Annotated in this window: 13 protein-coding genes and 1 pseudogene; 11 read left to right on the top strand and 3 right to left on the bottom strand. The window is 68.7% G+C overall.

Annotation, left to right across the window (positions count from 1 at the left end):
* Window positions 1–35 precede the first annotated feature (35 nt).
* On the top strand, window positions 36–1,226 hold the full coding sequence (locus ITP53_RS60090; RefSeq protein WP_195894077.1) for a helix-turn-helix transcriptional regulator: 1,191 nt from the start codon (window positions 36–38) through the stop codon (window positions 1,224–1,226).
* A gap of 706 nt (window positions 1,227–1,932) precedes the next feature.
* Entirely contained in the window at window positions 1,933–2,898 is a 966-nt protein-coding gene (locus ITP53_RS04945; protein WP_328813999.1) for a reverse transcriptase domain-containing protein, read from the top strand.
* A gap of 608 nt (window positions 2,899–3,506) precedes the next feature.
* Here the strand turns inward: ITP53_RS04945 and ITP53_RS04940 are convergent.
* Complete coding sequence (locus ITP53_RS04940) at window positions 3,507–3,653, bottom strand: hypothetical protein (protein ID WP_195894076.1); 147 nt, start codon at window positions 3,651–3,653, stop codon at window positions 3,507–3,509.
* Window positions 3,654–3,664: 11 nt separating this feature from the next.
* On the opposite strand from ITP53_RS04940, the gene ITP53_RS04935 reads away from it, so the two are divergent.
* The 5 genes and pseudogenes from ITP53_RS04935 to ITP53_RS04920 all read left to right on the top strand — a co-directional run bounded on the left by ITP53_RS04935 (window position 3,665) and on the right by ITP53_RS04920 (window position 11,129).
* Entirely contained in the window at window positions 3,665–5,713 is a 2,049-nt protein-coding gene (locus ITP53_RS04935) for a DUF4091 domain-containing protein (protein WP_195894075.1), read from the top strand.
* A 500-nt stretch (window positions 5,714–6,213) separates the two neighbouring features.
* Window positions 6,214–6,336, top strand: a pseudogene (locus ITP53_RS61695) (IS701 family transposase); the annotation flags it as partial.
* A 383-nt stretch (window positions 6,337–6,719) separates the two neighbouring features.
* A complete protein-coding gene (locus ITP53_RS04930) occupies window positions 6,720–7,658 on the top strand; it encodes a HupE/UreJ family protein (RefSeq protein ID WP_195894074.1) in 939 nt (312 codons plus the stop codon).
* Between the two features lie 62 nt (window positions 7,659–7,720).
* Window positions 7,721–10,309 carry an outer membrane protein assembly factor BamB family protein gene (locus tag ITP53_RS04925; protein WP_195894073.1) on the top strand — a complete coding sequence of 863 codons (2,589 nt, stop codon included), beginning with the start codon at window positions 7,721–7,723 and terminating at the stop codon, window positions 10,307–10,309.
* Window positions 10,310–10,805: 496 nt separating this feature from the next.
* On the top strand, window positions 10,806–11,129 hold the full coding sequence (locus ITP53_RS04920; RefSeq protein ID WP_195894072.1) for a helix-turn-helix domain-containing protein: 324 nt from the start codon (window positions 10,806–10,808) through the stop codon (window positions 11,127–11,129).
* A 114-nt stretch (window positions 11,130–11,243) separates the two neighbouring features.
* On the opposite strand, the gene ITP53_RS04915 is transcribed toward ITP53_RS04920, so the two are convergent.
* Both ITP53_RS04915 and pulA read right to left on the bottom strand, forming a co-directional pair.
* The gene (locus ITP53_RS04915; protein ID WP_328813996.1) at window positions 11,244–11,909 is read right to left on the bottom strand and encodes a hypothetical protein; all 666 of its coding nucleotides are present in this window, start codon (window positions 11,907–11,909) and stop codon (window positions 11,244–11,246) included.
* Between the two features lie 259 nt (window positions 11,910–12,168).
* Window positions 12,169–17,997 carry a pullulanase-type alpha-1,6-glucosidase gene (gene pulA, locus ITP53_RS04910; RefSeq protein ID WP_328813995.1) on the bottom strand — a complete coding sequence of 1,943 codons (5,829 nt, stop codon included), beginning with the start codon at window positions 17,995–17,997 and terminating at the stop codon, window positions 12,169–12,171.
* Window positions 17,998–18,337: 340 nt separating this feature from the next.
* On the opposite strand from pulA, the gene ITP53_RS04905 reads away from it, so the two are divergent.
* The 4 genes from ITP53_RS04905 (at window position 18,338) to ITP53_RS04890 (ending at window position 23,782) form a co-directional block, all read left to right on the top strand.
* A complete protein-coding gene (locus ITP53_RS04905) occupies window positions 18,338–19,624 on the top strand; it encodes an extracellular solute-binding protein (RefSeq protein WP_195894071.1) in 1,287 nt (428 codons plus the stop codon).
* A 24-nt stretch (window positions 19,625–19,648) separates the two neighbouring features.
* Window positions 19,649–20,623, top strand: coding sequence for a carbohydrate ABC transporter permease (locus tag ITP53_RS04900; RefSeq protein ID WP_195894120.1), 975 nt, complete (start codon window positions 19,649–19,651; stop codon window positions 20,621–20,623).
* On the top strand, window positions 20,620–21,471 hold the full coding sequence (locus ITP53_RS04895; RefSeq protein WP_328813994.1) for a sugar ABC transporter permease: 852 nt from the start codon (window positions 20,620–20,622) through the stop codon (window positions 21,469–21,471). The genes ITP53_RS04900 and ITP53_RS04895 overlap by 4 nt, the downstream gene beginning before the upstream one ends.
* Before the next feature lie 61 nt (window positions 21,472–21,532).
* Window positions 21,533–23,782, top strand: coding sequence for a hypothetical protein (locus ITP53_RS04890; protein ID WP_195894070.1), 2,250 nt, complete (start codon window positions 21,533–21,535; stop codon window positions 23,780–23,782).
* Window positions 23,783–23,914: the final 132 nt, after the last annotated feature.

Below are 23,914 nucleotides of genomic sequence, written 5' to 3'. Positions count from 1 at the left end.
CGGATACCGTATCTGTGCGACCAGCATGCGAGATCGTGGAGCCGGGTTGTATCCCAGATTTCTGGGATTATGCCGTCGATCGCCATAAGCTCCCGATCGTGGTTAACGCATCGGCGGCGCATGCGCGCGTCCGCGACGAAATCGTCAGGCTGGTTCACCGAGGGTTGTCCGTGCCGGACTTCGCGCGTGCCGTCGGCGATGCCTTGGGCCGGGCCGTGCCCGCCGAGGGCACCTGCATGATGACGACCGACCCGGCGACCATGCTCCCGACCGCGGAGTTCGTGGAGAACGGCCTGCCCGCGGCCGCGCTGCTCCGGCTCGTGGAGATCGAGGTGCGTGAGCCGGACTTCAACAAGTGGTCACAGCTCGCCCACGCCGGCCGCTCGGCCGGCACCCTGAGTGAGGCCACCGCCGGTGATCTCGACCGTAGCCTGCGTCAGCGGGAGATCCGCCGCCCCGGGGGATTCTCCGATGAGTTGCGGGTGGTGCTCGCCGGCAGCACCGGGACATGGGGGCAGCTGACCGTGTTCCGGGAAGCGGGGCGCCCGTACTTCTCCCCGGCCGAGGTGGAGTTCGTCTCGTCGATCGCCGGCCTGATCGCCGATGGACTACGGCGCGGCCTGTTGCTCGGTGACGCACAGGCCGGTGCCGACGACGTCGCTCTGCTGGTCCTCGACGCCGATGACGGCGTGCGCATGTCCAACAAGGCAGCGGATCACCTGCTGGACGAGCTGGGCACCGGTGACAGAGAGGGCGCTCGGCTGCCACTGGTGATCTCCGCTGTCGCCCGCCAGGCCCGTTCCCTCTGCGGCCCGGCAACGAGTGCAGCACCTGCGCCGACCGATACCCGGCCGGCCAAGGCCCGAGCGCGCACCCGGGCCGGCCGGTGGCTGATCGTCCGAGGCTCGCTGCTGAATGACGGCCCGGAACCGCAGGTCGCAGTGATGCTGGAAGCTGCTCGCCCCGCCGAGATGGCGCCCCTGATGGTCGATGCGTACGGCTTCACCGACAGCGAGCGCCGGGTCACCGAACTGGTGGCCAAGGGCTTGTCCACCAAGCAGATCGCCGGCCGGCTGCACGTGTCGTCGTACACCGTGCAGGACCACCTGAAGTCGATCTTCGCCAAGTCGGGCACCGGTTCACGCGGCGATCTGATCGCCCGGCTGTTCCTCGATCATTACGCCGTCTCCTTGACGTCGGGAATCGCCGCAGACATGTGGTGGTGAACGGTTCTGACCCGATTGTTGTGACGTGGTCATGCTGGGTTGCTTAGCTTGTTCTTTGAGTGCGCCACGAGCGCAGAAGGTGAGGTCGTTGTGTAGGTGACCTCGCTGGATGCGGTGCTGTGCAGGAGATGAAGGTCTGGCCCTTCGGCGTCGCCCTGCGGGGGGAGACGTCAAACCACCTCAAGCTGCGTTGGCTGAAGACCGTCGTGGTGAGCGTTGAGGAAAAGGCGCACGTGATGCGTCAGGTGGGGACCGGGAAGGCGAGCGAGAGCGAACCGTCCGAGGACGCGTCGAAACAAGTAGATGACATCAAAACCGGGGTGGTTAAAAGGGCCCGGGATGAGCCTGGCGGGTGCCCGTCTATTGGCCAGGTGGTGTCCGGCGTAGAGGCGGCGCGAGTCCGGTCTGCGGCTTCTGCATGGAACGTGGGAAGGCGGATGCCGACACCGCTGTCCGGGCCGTGCGCGGTCGGGGTGGCGAGAGGGAGTGCGCCGGGCGGCAGAAATCGTGAGGCGTTGAGTACTGTCGCGGCGTCCGCTGGCGGACCGGCCCGTAGTAGTGACGAAGCCCCGGTAATGGGGGTGGAGCGAAGGGGCCGGCTCATCTGTCGATTTGTTCGCACGAACAACCGGGCAAGGCCTGGGAGGAAGCGGGTGAGCATGTCGGAACCGAAGGACAAGCCCTTCGCGATTTCGAAGCGGCTGGTGTGGGAGGCATACGAGCGAGTCAAGGCCAACAAGGGCGCTGCCGGAGTGGACAGGCAGTCCATCGAGGACTTCGAAGCCGATCTGAGGAACAACCTCTACAAGATCTGGAATCGAATGTCGTCGGGAACCTACTTCCCTCCTGCGGTGATGGCGGTGGAAATCCCGAAGGCTGGGGGGGAGGTACCCGCGTTCTGGGATTACCGACCGTGGCCGACAGGGTCGCCCAGACGGTGGCGGCGCTGGCGCTGGAACCTCGAACGGAGTCGATCTTTCATGACGATTCCTATGTGTACCGGCCCCGTCGCTCCGCCCTGGACGCGGTGGCCAAGTGCCGTCAGCGGTGCTGGAAGAAGGACTGGGTGATTGGCCTTGATGTCGCCAAGTTCTTCGACAGCGTGCCGTGGGACCTGATGGTCAAGGCGGTCGAGGCCAACATCACCACCGACCAACGATGGGTATTGCTGTATGTGAAGCGGTGGCTCGCCGCCCCCATCCAGCAACCCGACGGAACCCTGGTCGACCGGCACCGGGGAACCCCGATCAGCGGTATCGCCCGTCCTGGCCAACCTGTTCATGCACTACGCGTTCGACACGTGGCTGGGGAACGCGAGGTCCCGACAGTGGAGTTCGAACGCTACGCCGACGACGCCGTGGTGCATTGCGTGACCGAGCGGCAGGCACGTCAGGTGCTTGCTGCGCTCGCCGAGAGAATGGAACAGGTCGGGCTGCGGCTGCATCCCGACAAACGAAGATCGTGTACTGCCGGGATTCGAGGCGGCGAGGCTCTTTCGAGCACATCTCGTTCACCTTCCTCGGCTACACCTTCCGCCCTCGCAAGGCCACGTATCCGGATGGGAAGGCGTTCACGTCTTTTCTGCCCGCGGTCAGCGCGGCGGCGCTCAAGGCGATGGGTCAGGGGCCTTCCCCGCGAAAGTGGACACGCGTTGGGGTTGTCATGCGGCTAGCGTGATCGTATCGGTTGCTGCTGATGGGGGCGGGCGGCGAGCTCCGCCACCATAGCGGCAGGCCACACATGAGCAGGCAGTTTCTTCGTTGCGGGGGACAACGACAGGAGCGGTGGCGTACAACGGCGGCAGGCCTTCCGGTTGGTGACAGGGCTTGGATAACCGCTGTTACTACCGGAAGGTCGCTCCGCGTTGTCGACGATTCGCGCTACGTCACCATTTCACCCATTTGTCGCCCACGCAGCGGGTTCAGGGATCAGTTTGTACACGGGCTCCAAAAGGTGCCACCCTTTTGAGTGACACCCTGCTCGACCAGTAAAAATCTGGTTGGGACGACAGGATTTGAACCTGCGACCCCTTGACCCCCCAGGCAACCAACACAGCCCGATGACCTGGAACGCCATCAGCGTTGACCCGCTCTGATCGTCCTTCGGTGTCCCTGGTCGTCCGCTGGTGTCCGCCCCGGTGGTCACCCAGTTAGTCACCCAGCTCCTGCGTGGGCAACCCTTCCCGGCCAACCTCCACGAGGTCCCCCGACGCCCGGACACCGTCAATGAAGCGACGGAAGATCGGCCACGGGATGAACCAGTCTCCGTGCATTGTCAACGTCACCCGGTGTGCAGGCGAGGGAACGAAGGGGCCGCCCTCCGGGGGACCTTCTCCCCCAACTGATGCAGCACCCGGCCGACGTTGACCGCCTTGCCGCCGGGGCGCTCGCTGACGGTCCGTACCCGCTGCACCGAGCTGCGGTGCAATCGCCGAATCCATGGGTGACGTCGAGCGCCGGGTTCGGCGCGACGGCGAGAATCACGTTCCCCGCCCGGCCAGCGCGACTCCTCGTCAGTGGTTAGGCCGTCGGACCAGCATGGAGTTTTCTGCTCGATATTGCCGAGAAGCCGTCGCTATCGAGCACTCTCCTCTTGCGGGACTCAGTGCCCTGTTCAATACTGATCGACATCCGTCGGATGCCAGCAATATCGCTCAGGGAGTTGATCACGTGCCAGCACCGTCGAACATCCCTCATCTACCTACCAGAGTGGTCAGGTCACGCCGCTTCACCGTGGGGCTCACGGTCATCGCGCTCCTGATCGGATCTGCCGTCACACCCGCTTCGGCGAACGCGCGTCCACTCGCGGACACTCTCAGGACCTGGGTCCCGACCGGCGACTTCGCGTCCTCGTCGTTCGACCGCGTCCCGCAGGCCGCCCCTGATCCGGTTCCCGCCGGCGACCGGCGGTTGTCCCTGTCGGTCGTACGAGGCGGGCACGCGTCCGCCCAGCTCGCCGTCACCAGCGCCCAGGACCTCGAGAAGCTCCGGGTGCAGGTTGATCCACTGAAGCCGACTGGCGAGGGCGGCGCGATCTCCAAGAAGATCCAGGTGCGTTATCCGCAGTACATCCCGAACAGCCCCAACGCCCCCGGCGGCGTGATTGCTGATCCGTTACGCGGCGTCGACACGGTTGACGTGCCTGCCGGCATGGTTCAGCCGGTCTGGTTCACCTTCGATGTTCCCGAAACGGCGCGCCCCGGCACGTACCACAGCCGCATCGTGGTGCGTGCCCAGCACGCGAGGGCGGTGACGTATGACCTGACCGTCAAGGTTGCGGATGTGACGCTGCCGCCTCCCGCGCAGCGGAACTTCTATCTCAATGTGTGGTTCCAGCCGGACACCATCGCTGACCAGTTGCACCTGCCGCTATGGTCGGACGCTCACTTCGCGGCGTTGCGACCGTATCTGGCCGATCTCGCCGAGCATGGTCAGCGCGTCGTCAACACAGCAGCGGTGACCGATCCGTGGCCGCTTGAACGCCCGGATGGGTCATGGCACTCGCAGACGTACATCCCGTGGCACTCGCTGATCAGCTGGTCCTACAACGGGGAAGACTGGTCGTTCGACTTCCGCAACTGGGACCGCTTTGTCGCAGAATCGCTAGCTTCCGGCATCGGCCCACAAATCAGCGTCTTCGGTCTGCTCGGATTCGGGGGACCACCACCCCACCTCACTTACACCGACACGCGGACAAATTCCGAAGTGTGGGAGTGGGTCGACCTCGGCGGGCAGCGATGGACAGACGCGTGGTCGGCGTTCCTAGTCACCTTCGAGGAACACCTCCGCACAAAGGGCTGGCTCCACCAGACGCATCTCGCCTTCGATGAGCGGCCCACAAACGAGATGCAGGTGGCGTTCGACCTCGTACAGAAATATGCGCCGGACCTGGCGGCCAACCGGTTTGCGATCGCCGGCGGCGAAAGCTCCGATCCGCTCGCCAATGAGCTGTCACTCAACGAAGGCTCGCGTAGTTCCTGGCCGCAAGAACTGATCGACAAGCGCAAGGCTGAAGGCAAGAAGACCACGTTCTACACCTGGAATCAGCCGATCCACCCGAACACCCTCACGCAGTCGCCGCCAGTCGGTGCCCGCCTGCTGCCCTGGATCAGCGCACAGCGCAACCTTGACGGCTACCTGCGCTGGTCCTACAACTCGTGGCCGCAAGACCCCTACACGAACCCCACATTCATGGGAGTAACCTTCCCCAACTTCGGTAAGTACCGGCCCGGAGACGAATACCTCGTCTATCCCGGCCCCAACGGCCCGGTGTCCAGCATTCGTTGGGAGCTATTCCGCGACGGTCAGGAGGACTTCGCACTCCTCGACCAGCTCGCACAACTCGGCGGCGCGGACAACCCGGTGAGACTACAAGCGCTGCAAGACGTAGACACGTCGCGCACGCTGCCAACCGCCGATACATACAAGAACCTCCTCGACTCCCGGGCAGCCGTTATCCACGAGATTGAGCGCCTCACCTCTCGGTAAGCACTGGATGGGCAACGACCTACGGTGTTAAAGCGCCATCCGAAACTCCTCAGGAGCGGTCGCGAGACCTGCTCGGTCACGGTCCGCCACAACCGGCGAGCGGTGGCCATGGATCTGCCTGCTTGCGCCACAGGCCCGGTCGTCAGGCCCAGGGCAATTGCGTAGTCGATTAATGGGCGCCTGACTCGGGCATATGCGGGTGGCGTCGGCTGGATGCGAAGATCTGGAGTCGCGCGAGGGCGGGTGCGACCACATCGGTGATCACGGAGTTGCTGAGACAACATGACACCGGAAGGTCACACCCGCTCATGCCATCATCGCCGATCGACACGCTGCTGCCGCGCCGACCCACCGACCCTGATCCACCGGCCGTGGTGACCGACGGTGAGCAGTGCGAGTTGTATGTATTGCTGTCCGCGGTCCCGGATCCCCGTACTACATCGGTAGATCTTTAAGCTGTTCGCCATCGTGACGGTGCGTGTATGGGCGATGGCCTGCAAGTGACCTTGTGTCTCACCTACGATCTCGTCGTGTCCTGGGATGCCGAACTCACGGCGCTGACCTCACGGATCGCCGATCGGCTGTTCAACCGACCGGAACCAAAGGCGACGTTCGGTGATCTGGAAGGGAGCGCCCGGGGGGACAAGCATGGCCCTCCGCGATAGGCGCGCTACGCGCGGCGGAAAGTCCGAGTTCTGGCAGTTTAGGCCGCTACCCATCCGTTCGCGCCGTCGCCCGGAACTGTTCACCCCGAGTGAACCGATCACGCCCCTGTCCGTATAAGTGCTCTATAAAGATCCAACTCGTGACTAAGACTTCCGGCCTGGACGAGTGGGAGATGCGTCTTCCGGGCGGGGTGTGGATCTGTAGAGCCGCGAGCCTCGCCGTGATGACTGCTGTCCTGCTCATCACGTTCGCGTCAGGATCCGCCTCTGCGCACCCCCGTGCTACGGAAGGAACCTCGCTGATCCGGCAGGACGGCTCCTCCGTGCGCTATGAGCTCGACTTGGAGTACGACGTGCTGGCCGCGGCCGCCGGGCTCGGCACCTGGAAGGGTGGACAAGGCCGTGAGCTGCTGCTGCAGCAAAAGCATGACCAGCTCGAGTCCTACCTCACCGAGCGTGTCACGGTGTCGGTGGATGGAGTGGGATGTTCCGGCGAGCTGGCGAACACGGGTGTTGTGGAGGGGCAGGAACAGGTCTACGCGCGCAGCGTGCTCATCTACGCCTGCCCGGGCTCACCTTCCGGCGGTTTCACGGTGCGTTACAACGTCTTCGCCGCCGGAGACGCGGTCGTCGACAACCACACCAACATCGTGGACTACGCACTCGGCGCGGCCACCGGCACGTATGTCTTCGACACCGGCCACCACGAGTTCGAAGCGGGTAAGACCGGCGTTCTCGACTTGGTGGCCCGGTTCATCGTCATGGGCGCCGAGCACATCCTCAGCGGCATCGACCACGTGCTGTTCATTGCTTTGCTTCTCCTTGGTGCGCGGGGCTGGCGCAGCGTGCTCACCCTCGCGACGAGCTTCACCGTGGCCCACAGCGTGACTCTCATCATGGGAGCACTCGGATGGGTCGAAGTGCCAGACAAGATCGTCGAGCCGCTGATCGCGCTGTCCATCGCGTATGTCGCCGTGGAAAACATCCTGGGCGGCGCGTCGCGGCACCGGCCACTCGTGGTTTTCGGGTTCGGCCTGCTCCACGGCCTTGGCTTCGCCAGCACACTCAGCTTCACCGATCAGCTCGGCGGCCGCCTGCTCGGTTCGCTGGTGAGCTTCAACGTGGGCGTGGAGCTCGGGCAGCTGCTGATCATCGGCCTGCTCTTTCCATTGCTGCTGCTCATCCGCCGTTTCGCGTGGTCGTCGTACGCACACGTCGGCGCGACGGCCGTGGCCGGGATATTCGGCTTCGTCTGGTTCTTCGAACGCTTTCTGACCTGACCCCCATTACAAGGCCTTCTTTCCACGCAAGTAGTTAACCCATCAAGAAATTGGAGTTGGTTGTGGGAAGTACCAATGAACTCGGCGCGCGCGGTGTATCACCGACGTTACGCCGGGCGCTGGTCGTCACCATGGGCGGCATGGCCGCGCTCGTGCTGGTCAACCCGCTGGTGCCGGTGGTCGCCGAGGTCCTGGACCCGGTCGTGGCGACCGTTCAAGGTGTCGTGTTCCAGGACAAGGACGGCGACGGCCGCAAGGCCAAGACCGAGCCAGGTGTCGCCGGGGTCAGCGTCTCCGACGGCGCGAAAACCGTGGTGACGGATGACGAGGGCCGGTACGCCCTGAGCATCGACGTGGACCGCCGGACAACTGACCTGGTCTTCATCACCAAGCCGGCTGGTTTCGACGTCCCCACCGATGAGGCTATGACCCCACGGTTCTATCGGGATCTGGGGCAACTCGCGGACGGCGCGCAGTCCACGGCGGATTTCGCGCTCCTGCCCAATCCGAAGTCGAACAGCGACAGGTTCACCTTCGCCAACGTTGCCGACCCGCACGTGAACGGGAATCTCGCCGACCAGATGCGGGCGATCACCTCGACCTCGCAGGACCTGGCATTCGTGCAGGTCAGTGGTGACCTCACCAACAACGCGACGGACGCGGAGTTCCAGAAGTACCGCACTGGCACGGCGGCATCGAAGCTGCCAGTATGGCCGGCGGTGGGCAACCACGAGTACCGCCCCGGAGCGACTTACGCGGCGCGCATCGACAACTACCGGCGCTACGTCGGCCCGGAATGGTATTCGTTCGACCAGGGCAACCGCCACTTCGTAGTGCTGGAGAACAACGGCGCCGCGCCGATCGAGGAGCAGCGTGAATGGCTGCGCCAGGACCTGGAAGCTCACGCGGAGGACAAGCGCGTGGTCGTCCTGATGCACCAGCCGATGAACGTTCCGTTCGGCGGGAACTCGAGCTACGACTCATTCTCCGAGCTGCTCGACAAGTACGAGACCGAGCTCGTGCTCGTCGGCCATGAGCATTCCAACGACGTCGACACCGACTGGGTCAAGGGCGCCAAGCACATCCAGACCAACTCCAGCTCGTACACCATCGACCACAGCCCGCGTGGCTTCCGTTACGTGAACATGTGGGGCGACAACTTCGACAACCCGTTCCGGATGTACGGTGTCGAGCAGGCGCTCTCGGTGACCAACCCCGCCCCTGGAACGTCGGTCTCGGCCGAGGGGCTCCGCGAGATCCAGGTGAACGCGTACCAAACCACCGATGAGGTCGGGCAGGTTCGCTACCGCGTAGACGGTGGCGAGTGGCGCTCCCTGAACAAGTCCGGCGACTTCACATGGTTCGGCCCGTACGCGGGCAGCGCGAAGCCTGCGGTTGGTGAGCACACCCTGGACGTGCAGGCCGTCGCCAAGGGCGGAGCCAAGTGGCAGAAGTCGTCGACCTTCCGGCTGACCGACGCCGCACCGGCCAAGATCGAGCCCGGCGCCGACTGGCCGCAGTTCCACGGTGACGCGCGCCACAGCGGGGTCAGCGGGGACGTGGTGCGCCCAGATCTTGAGCTGGCGTGGACGCACCGCACGCCCGGCACGATCCTCACCGGCTCGTCCGCGATCGTGAACGGCGTCGCCTACGTCGGCACCCGCGACGAGAACGGGCTGGAGAACAACGGCATGCGCGCCGTCGATTTGAAGACCGGCAAGCTGCTGTGGTCGGCTCGGACCGACGCCTCCGTGCACGGCTCGCCCGCCGTGTTCGACGGCCTGGTGTTCGTCCCGACGATCAACGGCACGTTGCACGCCTTCGACGCGGCCGACGGCACCGAGCGCTGGAAGCGCGAGCCCGAGCCCGCGACGCCGAACCGGCAGCGCTCGTACTCGTACTACTCGCCGACCGTTGCCGAGGGCAAGGTGTTCTGGGCCTACCAGACCCGCTACGGCAAGGCCAGCCAGGGCCTGCTCACGGCGCTGGACCCCAAGACCGGTGCGAGCCTCTGGGAATCCCCGATGACCGGGTCGACCATGAGCGACGGGACTCCGGCGGTCGCGGACGGGAAGGTCTACGTCGGCAACCACACCGCGGACCGGGTCGTCGCGTACGACGTGGCCACAGGTACGCGGCTCTGGACATCCGCGGCGCTGCTCGGAGGCTGGCAGGACGGTGCCCCCACCGCCGTCGACGGCGGGGTCTTCATCGGCTCGAACAACGGCGTGATCGCCCGCGACGGCACCACGGGCGCGACCCTGTGGACGTACCGCAGCCCCGGCGCGTCATGGATCGCCGGCAATGCCACTCCCTCGGCGCCGGCCGTCGTCGGCGGCACCCTGTACATGGGCTTCCCGGACGGGCGCGTCACCGCGCTCAACGTGGCGACCGGCTCGGTTGTGTGGAGCGTGAACCTGCCCGGTAAGCCCTACCTCGGGGGCGTCCTGTCGGCGCCTGCCATCAGCGGCGACACGGTGTACATCGGCTCCAACAACGGAATCCTCTACGGTCTCGATCGGCTGACCGGCAACACGGTGTGGAACTACGAGATCGGCACGTGGGTCGCCTCCGCGCCCGCCGTCTCCGGTGACACGCTCGTTGCCGGCGCATGGGACGGCAACCTGTACGCCTTCACGACAAAGGAGTAGACACCCACGACCGGGCGCTCGTGGTGGGGAGGACGCTGCCGAGCCCCTCCCCGCCACGACCCTCGGCTCTTTAGCGGCTGGCTCCCCGGCGCGGCTCCCGTTTTGGGGAACAGGTGGCGCGGCTGGGCGTTCCGGGAACCCGGGGCGGTAATCGGCCAGATGACTGCACCGGGGCAGATGACCGGTTTACCTTCGGCCTCGGCCAGGTCCGTGTCGCGGGTCTCCGGAGCGAACGCAGACGAATATCCCGGCTCCGGGCAGCGAGGCCGGACGCTCGATCCGGCGGCCTCCAGCGCCCGCTCCAGGACCGCCTTGACCAGGTCTCCGAGCATGCTGCCCGCACCGCGCCCGGGCGGCGGATCGTTCTGCTGACGGTGTTCCGTAAGACGAAGATGCGTGAAGCGTCGGAAGTAGAGCGTGCCCAGCAGACACAGAAGGTCTGCGAGGCCGGGCACGGCCATGCTCAGCACACCTACGGTCGGCGCAAGGAGAACTGATGAACCACAGCACGTGGAAGACGCGCCGAACCCGGCAGCTTGCCGGTGAGTCGGTGGAGTACGACCAGGAGTACGTCGACGCGCGGTTGGCCGGCGATCTCGGGCAGGCGGTCTACAACCGCCGGATCGAGCTTGGCCTGTCCCAGGCCGAGTTGGCCGAGCGGGCCGGGATGACACAGCCTCAGGTCTCCCGGATGGAGGGCGGAGACACCGTGCCTACGCTCCCGCTGCTACGGCGCCTGGCGAAGGCCCTGGACGGTGTGTTGAACGTAGCCATCGACGAGGGTGACTCCCGCGTGACTTTCACCCCGCACGCCGCGTGAAACCCGAACCCGGTTGTTGGGCTGGGCGAGAGTTCGCTCCAGCCGGCAGGCGAGCGTACGAGCCGCTTCACCCCGTGGAGCTCGGTGGGAGCGGCGCGGGGGACGGTGGGCGGGTCAGGCGTGGATCGGGGTGGTGACCGCGGGCGTGTCTGTCTGCGGGACGTCGATCAGGGCGGTGGTGTCGGCGATCGCCTCTTCCAGGAGCGTGCGCAGCAGCGCGTCCGGGTCCGGGATGCACGCCTGTACGATGCCCACCACCGACAGCTGCACCGCGTTCGGCGCCGCGTACCGGCGGAAGCCCTTGTCCGTGATCCGGGCCGCGCGGCTGAAGCGCCTGGCCTGCTCGGTCGCGTGCGGCACCTCCGCCATCGCGCGCCGGCTCTGCTCGCTCAGCCGTCCTGACGGTGCCCCGTCCAGGCGGGCCAGCATCTCCTCGGCCGCCAGCACCGACACCGCCAGCGCGAGCTGGCGTTCGGCGGCGGCCACCGGCAGCGCCGTGGTGGCGCAGCGCAGCGCGATCCGCGCGTCCACCCGCAGGTCGTCGCTGGCCAGGCCGATGATGGAGGGGACGAGCCGGACCAGCTTGGCGCGGCTCTCGTCACTGGTGTTGTCGTTGACGAGCCGGGCCAGTGCGGCCAGCAACGGATGCGTGCAGGCCGGATGGTCGCTCCACCGCTCGCCGGCCAGGTAGGAGGCCAGCTCCATGAAGCAGGCACCGCGTTTCGGGTTGCGATGCCTGCCGCGGGACAGGACCGGCATGTGATCAAGGTGATTGTCCACGGGTGCTCCACTGCTCCACGCGATCGCCGTCTACCCAGTCTGCGCCGTCGTGCGCCCCGACGCCAGTGATGGGCCGTCTTCGACACGAACATGGTGATGCTGCCCGCTATCGGGCACCCGTAACATGCGCCGGAGGGCCCCCACGAGACGGCGGACCCCCGCGCGGACCCCGCCAAGGGATGGCGGGCCAACGCGCCCCCAGACATCCGGCCAACGCGCCCACGACATCCGTCCAACGGCTGGGACGTGACGAAGAGGGCTAGGACGTGACGAATACGGCGACCGTGCGGGCCGGGACGGTCAGGGTGCCGGCGCCGGGGTCGAAGGAGGACTGCCGTACGACCGGATCGTCCGACCCCGCCTGTACGGGATGCAGCCCCACCCGCCGCCCCGCCGGCGAAGGCATCGCCTGCGTGTGGGCCGACGGCGTCGCGTTGAAGACGACCGTGACCGACTTCCACCGGGGATCGAGGCCCGTCGTGTCCACGTGCATGGTGATCACGCCCTCCGCCGAGTCCGGGAACGACAGCCGCTGCTGCACCTCGCCCAGCGACCCCAGCGCGAACGCCGGCGACGACGCCCTGATCCGCAGCAACTCGCCGTACCTGGCCCGGGAGGCGTTGATCGCCGCGCAGTCGGGTCGCAGCGCCGGGTCGGCCAGCAGCGGCCGCGCGTACGGCCACTTGGCCTCGTTGCCGGCCCTGGGCGGCAGGCCGGCGCCGAAGCCGTTGCCCGCCGCGCAGTCCCACAGCAGCCGGTTGAACCAGTCGCCGGAGTCGTAGGAGTTGCGGTCGAGCGACTTCGAGCGCAGCCGTTCGCTGCCCGCGTGCACGAACGTCGTGCCCTGCGACAGCACCGCCGTGGCCAGCGAGAGCGCCTGCATGCGCACCCGGTCCGCCATCGGCGTCGCCTGGGGCAGCTTGTACGCCAGCGCGTCGAACAGCGTCTCGTTGTCGTGCGCGTCCACGTACGTCACCGCCTCCCCGGGAGCGGCCGTGTAACCGGCGGGCGAGCCGTTGTAGTCGACCTCCGAGCCCTTCTTGCCCGAGGGAAGCACGTAGCCGGCCAGGTTCCCGGTCAGCCCCACCTTGATCAGGTCGGAGTAGCCGGCCAGCCGCGCCCGCTGCTGCTCGGCCGTGCCGTTGGCCGGGGCGCCGTTGGGGTCGCCCGCCAGGCCTGAGCCGAAACCCTGCACGCGCGGGTCCTCGTCGAACGGGCCGCCGCCGCGCACCGCGTCCCGGAGCCGGTCGGTGAAGGTGCCGATGCCGGTCCCCGCCAGGTTCGCCTGGGTGGCCTGCTCGAACCTGGCGTCGTCGGCCACCTCGCCGAAGTTCCAGCCCTCGCCGTACAGGATGATCGACTTGCCGTCCACGCCGTCCTCGGCCAGGGTCAGCTCGTCGAGGGCGGCGCGGACGGCGAGCATGTTCGCCTTCGGGTGGTGGCCCATGAGGTCGAAGCGGAAGCCGTCGATCTTGTACTGCTTCGCCCAGGTGACGATCGAGTCGACCACGAGCTTGCCCATCATGGTGTGCTCGGGCGCGGTGCCGGGGCAGCAGGTGGAGGTGGCCACGGTGCCGTCGTCGAGCAGCCGGTGGTAGTAACCGGGCACGATCGGGTCGAGCACGTCGGTGGAGTGGGTGTGGTTGTAGACCACGTCCATCACCACACGCAGCCCGGCCCGGTTGAGCCCGGCGACCATGCCGCGGAACTCCTTGGTCCGCTCGTCCGGGTCGGTCGCGTAGGAGCCCTCTGGCACCGTGTAGTGCAGCGGGTCGTACCCCCAGTTGAAGGAGTCCTTCGCGGCCGTGCGCCCCACGCACTCCTGCTGCTGGTCAGAGTCGGCGGGCAGCGCCGCCAGGTCGCAGTCCGGCTCGGTACGGTCGGCGGCGCGCTCCGGAATCGTGGCGAAGTCGAACGCCGGCAGCAGGTGCACGTGCGTAAGCCCGTCCTTGGCGAGCGTACGCAACTCCCGCATGCCGGCGCCGTCCCCGCCGAAGGCCGCGTACGTGCCGCGCCGCCCGGCGGGGACGGTCGGGTCGGAGGCGGAGAAGTCGCGCACGTGCAGCTCGTAGATCGACGCCCGGTCCTGCGGCACCGCCGCCGGTTTGGCCAGCCGGTCCCAGCCGGGCGGCTTGTGCTCGCCGCCGTCCAGGCTCACCAGCCTGCCGCGCGCCCCGTCCGGGACCACGGCCAGGCTGTACGGGTCGGTGACCTCGTTCGTGACGACCTTGCCCGCCCTGGGGGAGTAGACCGTGACGAGGAACGTGTACTCGCGGCCCAGCCACGTCGGCAGCCCGTGCACGGACCAGACGCCGGTCTCGTCGTCGCGCCGCATCCGGTGCACGCTCCGGCCCTGACCGTAGAGGGCCAGTTCGACCTTCTGTGCGGTCGGCGCCCACAACGCCAGTTTCGGGACCACCCGGCCGGTCGGGCCGAGCGTGGCGCCGGCCGCGGCGGCGTAGAGGTCGTCCAGCACGCCGGGGATCTGCACGCCGGTGGCGGCCGTCAACGTGCCGGACGCGTCCCGCTCCACGGCCACGACCTGGCCGCGCAGCGCCGTGCGGACGAGGTCGGCGTCGCGCGGGTCCACCTTGAACGCCGGGTAGGAGGCCAGGTGCGGCCACGCGCGCCGCTGCTCCTCGCTCAACGTGCCGGGAACGAGCCGGATGAGCCGCAGGTCGCCGGTGAGGTCGCCCTCGTCGTAGGCGATGTCGCCCTCGGCGCTGAAGGCCAGGAAGTGCTGGAACGACGGTTCCGCCTGCCAGGCGACCGTGTCCCTGTCGATCCAGTGGGCCCTGGCCTTGGTCAGGTCGGCGTCCGCGGCCGTCGCCGCCTCCTGCGGCAGCAGATGGCCCTCGGTGGCGGCCAGCCGCCAGATCTCGTGGCCCGACGCGGACACGTCCAGCGACTGGTCTGCGGGCAGGTCCTTGTCGTCGCCCTTGTGGATGATGTAACTCAGGCTCGTCGCCCCCTCGGCGAGTGGCACCCTGAACACGGCCCCGAAGCCGTCGGTGCCCGACGGCGACACGGGGGAGGTCCAGTCGGTCGGCTCGGCCGCGCCACCCCACACGTGCAACCCCCAGCCGTCGTAGTTCCCGTCCGGGCGGCGGTAATGCAGGACGACCGTGTTCTCGGCGGCGGCCCTGGCCGGGTGGACGGTCTCTTCCCCCGAGTTCACGTACGCCTCCGGCTGCGCGGCCGGGGTGAAGGACTGGTCCGCGCCGGGATCCTTGACGTCGCCCCGGTGGATGACGTAGTCGAGCGGGAGCGCGGGGTTCTTCAGCGGCACCTTCCAGTACGCGCCGAAGGAGTCGACGCCGTCCGGCGCGCGGGGGGCCGCCCAGTCCGTGGCCGTGCCGTCGGCGATCGCGTCGCCCCACAGATGCAGGCCCCACCCGTCGTACGCCTGGTCGGGGCGGTGGTAGTGGACGGTGGCGTACCCGTCGGCGGCGGCCCGCGACGTGAACGTGTCCGCCTCGCCCTCGGCCAGCCAGATCTCGCCGGTGCGCGACGGATTGACCACGCGGTCGCCGCCGTCCTTCTCGTCGCCCTTGTGCGCGATGATCCCGACGCTGGTGGCGCCAGGCTTGAGCCTGATCCAGGCGAACCTGCCGTACGCGTCCTCGCCCTCCAGCGCCAGCGGGCTCCCCCATTCCGTCGGGTTCTCGACGTCGCCCCACACGTGCAGGCCCCACCCGTCGTAATCGCCCCGCTGGTAGTGCACGACCAGCCAGTCGCGCTTGACCGCGCCCGGCTCCTGCGGCGCGGGCTCGGGTCCGACGACCGCCTCCGCCGTGGCCGAGGCGAGCGCCCCGGCGGAGTCCCGCACGACGGACTTGTACGCGACCTTCGTCCCGGCCGCCAGCCCGCGCAGATCATGAAACACCCGGTACGTCCCGCCGTTGGGCGCGTCGTCCGTGCCGATCGGCCGCCAGGCGCCGTCGCCGACCCTGGCCGCGAACGTGACCTGGCCGAACCCGGTCCCCGGCACGGTCGCGGTGATCGGCACCCGCCCGTCCTCGGCCGTCCCCCTGATCTCGGCCCCGGGCAGCGCGATCGAGACGGCGGGCCCGCCGACAGGTGGTGCCGGCGGGGCCGCGGCCTTGACCACCACGGCCGACAGCGGCGGCACGGTCACGGCCAGCTTTCCGTCGGCGCCGCTCACGCCCCCGGCCGCGCCCTGGCCGTAGACGGGGGTGAAGGTCATGCCGGGGGAGTACGTCGGGATGGCGACGTTCGCGGCGGTCTCGGCGTTGTTGACCGCGACGACGTACTCGATCTGCTCATTGGCGCCGATCCTGGAGAAGGCGTAGACGCCGCCCTGGGCCAGCCGCTCGACCTGCGCGCCGTCGGCGAGCGCCGGGTGCGCGTCGCGCAGCCCGGCCAGCGCCGCGATGCCACGGTAGAGCGGGTGCGACGGCGTGTGGTTGTCGCCGGCGTGGGTGGCGTCGGTGCCGATCAGATCGTCGTCCAGGTAGTCGGCGGTCTTGGAGGCGAACATGCTCTGCCGCGCGTCCTTGTCCCCGCCGCCGCCGGTGAAGCCCTGCTCGTCGCCGTAGTAGACGACCGGCTGGCCGCGGGTGAGGTACATCAGCTCGTGCGCCAGCAGGTCCCTGCGCAGCAACTCGGCGTCGCCGGCGCCGGGGTTGTCCTGGGCCAGGAAGTGGCCGATGCGGCCCATGTCGTGGTTGCCGAGGAACGTGGGGAGGTTCGCCGCGCTCGAGTCGGCGTCGGTGTGGTGGTCGTCGGCCGCGTACAGCGCGGCCAGCCGGCCGGCGTCGGCGCCCCCGCCGCTGAAGGACCGCGCCGCCTCCTGGAACGGGAAGTCGAGCGTGGCGCCCATGCCGCCGCGGGTGGAGTAGCGGCTGGTGAACGCCGGGTCGGCGGAGTAGACCTCCCCGAACGTGAAGAAGCCGGTGTTGCCGCGCCTGGCCGCGTAGTCGCGCAGCGCGGGTGAGAAGCGTTCCCAGAACTCCATGTTGACGTGCTTGGCCGTGTCGATGCGGAAGCCGTCGATCCCGGTGTCGCGGACCCACGTGCGATAGATGTCGATCATGCCGTCGACGACCTCGGGGCGTTCGGTCCACAGGTCGTCCAGGCCGGAGAAGTCGCCGTACTCGGCGCTCTCGCCGGCGAACGTGGAATCACCCCGGTTGTGGTACATGGCCGGGTCGTTCAGCCACTTCGGCGTCTTGGCCTTCGCGGGCGCCCGCGGTGTGTAGGGGAACGACTCCGCGGTCACCTCCGGGAACGTGTCACCGCTCGCGTGGTCGCGGTCGTCGAAGGGGACGCCGCTCGCGTCCACGTACGGGTACGCGCCCTTCGGCCGGTAGGCGCGGGTGCCCTCGGCGTACTCGATCACGTCGGCCGTGTGGTTGGTGATGATGTCGAAGAAGACCTTCAGCCCGCGCTTGTGCGCCTCCTTGACCAGGGTCTTCATCTGGGCGTTCGTGCCGAGGTGCGGGTCGATGCGGGTGAAGTCGGTGATCCAGTAGCCGTGGTAGCCGGCGGAGGCGTCCGCGCCCTCGCCCTGCACCGGGCGGTTCGCGAACACCGGGGTGATCCAGAGCGCCGTGGTGCCGAGGCCGCGGATGTAGTCCAGCCGCTTCAGCAGTCCCGCGAGGTCGCCGCCCTGGTAGAAGCCCTTGTCCGCGGGGTCGAAGCCCGTCGTGAGCCGGTCGCCGGACCGGCCGCCCCGGTCGTTGCGCGGGTCGCCGTTGGCGAAGCGGTCGCTCATCGCGAAGTAGAACCGCTCGCGGGTGAGGCCGCCGCGCGCGGCGGTTCCCGCCAGCTCCGCGTCGCCGGGCTCGGCCGTACGGCTGACGGCGGACGCCACCGGCACAGAGACCGGCGCTGAGGCGGGCGCTGCGGTGGGCGCTGCGGTGGGCGCTGCGGTGGGCACGGCGGTGGGCACGGCGGTGGGCACGGCGGCGGGAGCTGCGGCGGGTGAGGCGGGAGCTGCGGCGGGTGAGGGGCCCGGGGCGGCGGCTCGGGCGGCCGGGGCGGCGGTGACGAGCGCGGAGGTGAGCAGCAGGGCGGACAGGCCGCCGCCGATCAGCCGGGACGCAGGGGATAACGGCCAGACCACCACGGCCTCCATATGTCACGATTTCGAGGGTGTTGCCCGGAAGTTACTCACCCAGCCAGATCTTTGCAATCCTTTCTGGAAATTTCTGAAAGGGCATATACCGCTTCCTGGCCGGTCCGCCAGCAGACGCGTGGGCGGCGGGGGTGCACAATGTCGGAAACGTCCACGCGTACCAGCGAATGACCTGCGAAAACGGCGGGAAGCGATGCTCGTCGCCGGTGGACCGCCACGAACGCGGATCAATGTAACAACTTGCAGAAGCCTCCCGTGGGCATCTTTCGGTCGGCGTCACGTCGGCGTAACGTCCGGCGTACTCTGACCGAGCTGTGAGGAGAAGGACATGCGACGACTCTTACCTGCCGCAGCAGTCGTTGCGGCGCTCGCCCTGGTGATCTCCGCCTGCGGCGGCGGTGGCGAGACCGCCGCCCCCGCCCCTTCCGTGTCCGACCCGTCGAAGATCACGGGTGAGGTGACGTGGTGGGACACGACGCGGCCGGACAGTGAGGGGCCGACGTTCCAGGCGTTGATCAAGGAGTTCGAGGCCGCCCATCCGGGGATCAAGGTCAAATATGTGAACGTGCCATCGGATCAGGCGCAGAACCAGTTCCAGACGGCGGCGCAGGCCGGCGCCGGAGCGCCGGACGTGATCCGCTCCGAGGTGGCGTGGACGCCGCAGTTCGCCTCGCTGGGATATCTGCAGCCGCTGGACGGCTCGCGGGCGGTGGACAACGAGGCGGACTTCCTGGCCGGCCCGTTGAGCAGCACCAAGTACGACGGCAAGACCTACGCCGTGCCACAGGTGACCGACACCCTGGCGTTGATCTACAACAAGCGGTTGCTGAAGGAGGCCGGCCACGAGGAGGCGCCCAAGACGGTCGCCGAGTTGAAGCAGACCGCGCTGGACGTGAAGGCCAAGACCGGCGCGGAGGGCCTGGCGTTGAACGTCGACTCCTATTTCCTGCTGCCGTTCATGTACGGCGAGGGCGGCGACCTGCTGGACGTCGCCAACAAGAAGATCGTGGTGAACTCCCCGGCCAACGTGCGGGCCGTCGAGACGGTGGCCGACCTGATCAGCTCGGGAGCGGCGCCCAAGCCCGCGACGACGGAGAGCTACGCCAACGCGATGACGGCCCTCAAGGAGGGCGAGGCGGCGATGATCTACAACGGGCCGTGGGCGCTGTCGGAGATCTACCAGGGCAAGGAGTTCGAGGACAAGGACAACCTGGGCATCGCCCCCGTCCCGGCGGGCTCGGTCAAGGCCGGGGCGCCCACCGGCGGCTGGAACCTCGCCATCTACGCCGGATCCAAGAACATCCCGGCCGCGTACGAGTTCGTCAGGTTCATGACCACGGCCGAGGCGCAGGCGAAGATCGCCAAGGACATCAGCCTCCTGCCCACGCGGACCTCCGCCTACGCGAACCCCGACGTGCAGGGCAACGCCGACGTCGCCGTGTTCAAGCCGATCATGGACACCGCCGTGCCGCGCCCGTGGATCCCCGAGGGCGGGCAGCTGTTCCAGCCGCTGCTGGAGGGTTACCAGGCGCTCGTCGGCGGTGACTCCGCGCCCGCGGACATGCTCAAGAAGGTCGACGAGCAGTACCGCGGGATCATGAAGGGCTGGAGCTGACCGGTGGCGGTCTCCACTGGAGGGATGACGGCCGCGGGCGAGTCCGCCCGCGGCCGGAGCCGCCGCCACGACCGTCCCGGGCGGTGGCGGCGCGCGCTGTCCAGGCACTGGTACGCCTGGGCGATGATCGCGCCGGTGGCCGTCGTGATGCTGGTGCTGATCGGCTGGCCGCTGGCGCGCGGGGTGTATCTCTCGCTGACGGACGCGACCGAGGGCAACATCGGCAGGACGATCGGCGTGAACGTCGTCCCCGCCACCTATGAGTTCGTCGGCCTGGACAACTACATTCAGATCCTGACCAGCGCCCTGTTCTGGGACAAGCTGCTGTGGACCGTGATCTGGACGGTCGTCTGCGTGGCGGCGCACTACGGGATCGGCCTGGGCCTGGCCGTGCTGCTCAACCGCGAGTTCCGCTTCAGGTCGGTCTACCGGGTGCTGCTGATCCTGCCCTGGGCCGTCCCGGCGTTCGTGGCCGCGTTCATCTGGCGCTACCTCTACAACAGCGACTACGGCGTGATCAACGCGTTGCTGAGGACGGCCGGTCTCGGCGGGGTCGGCTGGCTGGACGATCCGACCACGGCGAAGCTCGCGGTGATCGTCGTGAACGTGTGGATCGGGGTGCCTTTCATGATGGTCGCGCTGCTGGGCGGCCTGCAGTCCATCCCGGCCGAGCTGTACGAGGCGGCCGAGGTGGACGGCGCGAGCCCCTGGCAGCGCTTCCTGTCGATCACGCTGCCGGGCCTGCGGCAGGTGTCCAGCACGGTGCTGCTGCTGGGCACGATCTGGACGTTCAACATGTTCCCGATCATCTTCCTGGTCACCCGGGGCGGGCCGGGCAGCGAGACCGAGATCCTGGTCACCTACGCCTTCCGCGAGGCGTTCTCCGGCATCCGCAACTACTCGGGCTCGGCCGCCTGGGGTGTGATCATCCTGCTCATGCTGGTCGTGCTCGCGATCGGCTACCGCCGTACCCTGCGCAGTCAAGGAGACCCCTGGTGACCCCGACCCCTCGCCGGCGCGGCGAGCGCGGCCCGCTGGCCTCCACCGGCCTGCACGCCGGGCTGCTGCTCGCGGTGTCGATCTCCCTGTTCCCGGTGGTCTGGCTGGTCCTCACCTCGCTCAAGCCGCGCGACGGCTGGCTGTCGGCCGAGCTGCAGCTGTTCAACGAGTCGTCGCTGGACAACTACGCCCGCGTCCTGACCGCCACCGCGTTCCCGCAGTGGCTGCTCAACAGCGTGCTGACGGCCGGGCTGACCATGGTGCTGGGCGTGTTCCTGGCGGCCACCACCGGCTACGCGGTCTCCAGGTTCCGCTTCCCCGGCCACCGGAGCGTGATGTGGCTGCTGCTGATCACCCAGATGTTCCCGGTGGCCATCCTGATCGTGCCGCTGTACAACCTGATGGCCGGGCTCGGTCTGCTGAACCAGATCCCGGGCCTGGTGATCGCGTACATGACGATCGCGGTGCCGTTCTGCGCGTGGATGATGAAGAGCTACTTCGACACCGTGCCGATCGAGATCGACCAGGCCGGCATGGTGGACGGGCTGACGCCGTTCGGCACGTTCTGGCGGGTGGTGCTGCCGCTGGCCAGGCCGGGGATCGCGGTGACCGCGTTCTACTGCTTCATGACCGCCTGGGGCGAGGTCGGCTACGCCACGGTGTTCATGACCGGGGACGACCAGCGGACCCTGGGGGCCGGGCTGCAGCAGTTCATCGGCCAGCACTGGTCGGACTGGGGGCTGATGACCGCCTCGGCCGTGCTCATCGCCATCCCCGCCGGCGTCGTCTTCCTGCTGGTCCAGCGGCACCTGGTCACCGGCCTCACGGCGGGCGCCACCAAGTCGTAACACTGTTGAGTAACCGATCAGTCACTGTACGTGACAGTGGTCCGGGCGCGATCCTGGTCGCATGGACGGATTCATCGACGAGACCCGCGGAGGTGTGACCGAGCTACGCGTGCACGGAGCCAGCGGCGCGTCTCCGGCGGGCATGCTCAACCACCCCGACCCCAGGCTCGTCGCGGGCGACGGCACCACCGGGTTCTACCGGCGCTGGTGGGCGGGCGGCCGGCCGGAGGGAGCGGAGGCCGACGTGCCTGGCATCCGGCACCGGGAGGCGTACGCGTGGGGCGGCCTCACCTCCGGCGGCAGGACGATCGCGCTGTGGTTGCTCCTGCTGCCCTTCGCCCTGGCCAACCTGTCGTACTTCATGCTGCCCAGGCCCGCCGGCGGCCGACGGCTGCGGCACGTGGTGGAGGCCGCGCAGCGGCTCTTCGCCCTGCTGCTCACCGGGACGCTCGTCGGCGCCGTCACCCGGGCCGGCGTCGACCTCATCGGCTGGCAGTGCACCGCGGCGGGCCGGGCCTGCACCCACGAGACGGCGCCCGTCTGGGTGCGCTGGCTGGGGGTGCTGTGGGGGGAGGAGCCGTCGAAGCGGCTGGCCGTCACCGCGCTGGTCCCGCTGCTTCTCGTCGTCCTGCTGTGGTGGATCGCGCGGCGCACCTGGCGCAGGGACGAGCGCACGGTCATCCCGCCCACCACCCCGCCCGATGGTGCGGAGCGCGGCGGGTCGCCGCTGGCCAGGCCGCGGTTGTGGCACGGCGGCGCGCCGGTGTGGCGGCTGCGGGTCGTGCACGTCTGCTTCGCGATCGCGTCCATCGGACTGGCGGTGTCCGCGCCCTTCGCCCACAGCCCGCAGGGGTTCGTCCTGACCGTGGCCAACACCTACGTGCAACTCGCCGCGGCGGTGCTGGTGGTGCTCCCGGCGACCGCCAGGCGGCTGGACCCGCACTCCGGCACGCGGGATCCCGGCTGGCTCACGCTCGCGTGCAAGGTGCTGCGGGTGGCCGCTCCGCTGGTGTTCGTGGCCACGTTCGCGGCGGGCCTGGCCGGGATGCCCGCGGGGGGATCCGCGCGGCAACTGCCCGGCGTCGGCATTGGAGCGTTCCAGTTCGTCCTCATGCTGGTGCTGGGGCTGTTCATCCTGGTCGCCACCTGCGTACTCGCCCGCATGGACCGGCCCAGGGGAGAGCGGGACCCGATCGAGCGGCGGGCCATGCACGGCGTGGCCGCGTGGTTCGTGCTCATGGTGGCCGCGGGCAGCGCGAACGTGCTCGCCCTCGGCGTGCTGTTCTGGACCGCCACGTTCTTCGGCGAGCCGGGGACCTCCGCCGAGGCCGAGCCGATCGGCCGCAAGCTCTTCCTCGACGACCCCGTCTGGTGGACGGCCGCCCTGGTCCCGATCATCGCCGTGGGCCTGCTGGCCGTCGCGTTCGTCCTCTACCTGATCCAGCGGGCCGAGGCGGGGCGGCTGGCGGCCGCGCTTGAGCCGCACTACGGGGAGCGGCACGCCGCCGCGGTCGCGGCCAAGTGGGCGCTCGCCGCGCTCACCGACCGCGCAGGTCTCGTGCTGGCGGTGCTCACCGGCATCGGCGTGGCCGGGTTCGGCGGGGTGACCGTGTTCTACCGGTTCGGGGTGCCGGCGCCGGACGACGGGCTCACCGGGCTGCTCGCCACGACAGGTAGCTGGGCCATGATCGCGGCCGTCGCGGGGCTGGTCCTGCTCGGCCGCCGCACCCACAGCGACCTCCGGCTGCGCAGGACGATCGGGATCCTGTGGGACGTCTCCACCTTCTGGCCCCGGGCCATCCACCCGCTGTCGCCGCCCTGCTACACCGAACGCGTCATCCCCGAGATGGTCGCCCGCTTCGGCGAGCTCGCCCCGGCCGAGGGAGACCAGGTCGTCCTGTCCGGTCACAGCCAGGGCAGCGTCATCGCCGCCGCCCTGGTGCCGCAGCTCGAACCGGAGCTGCGGGGCCGCGTCCGGCTGCTCACCCACGGGTCGCCGCTGCGCCGCCTGTACGCCGCCTACTTCCCCGCCTACTTCGGCGCCCGCGGGCTGGCGGCCGTACGCGAGGGCGCCACCTGGTGCAACCTCTACCGGCTGAGCGACCCCATCGGCGGGCCCGTGTTCCGGCACGCCGATCCCCTCGCCGCCGGGCCGGTCGCGACCGATGCGGTGGACCGGTTCTGCTGGGATCCCCCGCGACCCGGGCCAGGCGAACCGCTGGGGCAGACGCGCTGGCACGCCGCCTACTGGGACGACCCGGCGTACGACGAGACACTGGCCCGGCTGACCACGGTCAAGCGCACCGGCTGACCACGGTCAAGCGCACCGGCTGGCCACGGTCACGCGCACCGGCTGGCCACGGTCAAGCGCACCGGCTGGCCACGGTCACGCGCACCGGCTGGCCACGGTCACGCGCACCGGCTGGCCACGGTCACGCGCGTC

The sequence above is a fragment of the Nonomuraea cypriaca genome (genome assembly GCF_015645445.1).
In the GTDB taxonomy this organism is placed as follows: domain Bacteria; phylum Actinomycetota; class Actinomycetes; order Streptosporangiales; family Streptosporangiaceae; genus Nonomuraea; species Nonomuraea cypriaca.
This window is presented reverse-complemented; position numbering and strand designations above follow the sequence as displayed.

What these genes read in the sequence shown, in the direction of transcription:
- ITP53_RS04935 (WP_195894075.1), top strand. Translation starts at nt 3,665, where the DNA reads ATGGGTGACGTCGAGCGCCGGGTTCGGCGCGACGGCGAGAATCACGTT.
- ITP53_RS04920 (WP_195894072.1), top strand. Translation starts at nt 10,806, where the DNA reads ATGAACCACAGCACGTGGAAGACGCGCCGAACCCGGCAGCTTGCCGGT.
- ITP53_RS04905 (WP_195894071.1), top strand. Translation starts at nt 18,338, where the DNA reads ATGCGACGACTCTTACCTGCCGCAGCAGTCGTTGCGGCGCTCGCCCTG.
- ITP53_RS04900 (WP_195894120.1), top strand. Translation starts at nt 19,649, where the DNA reads ATGACGGCCGCGGGCGAGTCCGCCCGCGGCCGGAGCCGCCGCCACGAC.
- ITP53_RS04890 (WP_195894070.1), top strand. Translation starts at nt 21,533, where the DNA reads ATGGACGGATTCATCGACGAGACCCGCGGAGGTGTGACCGAGCTACGC.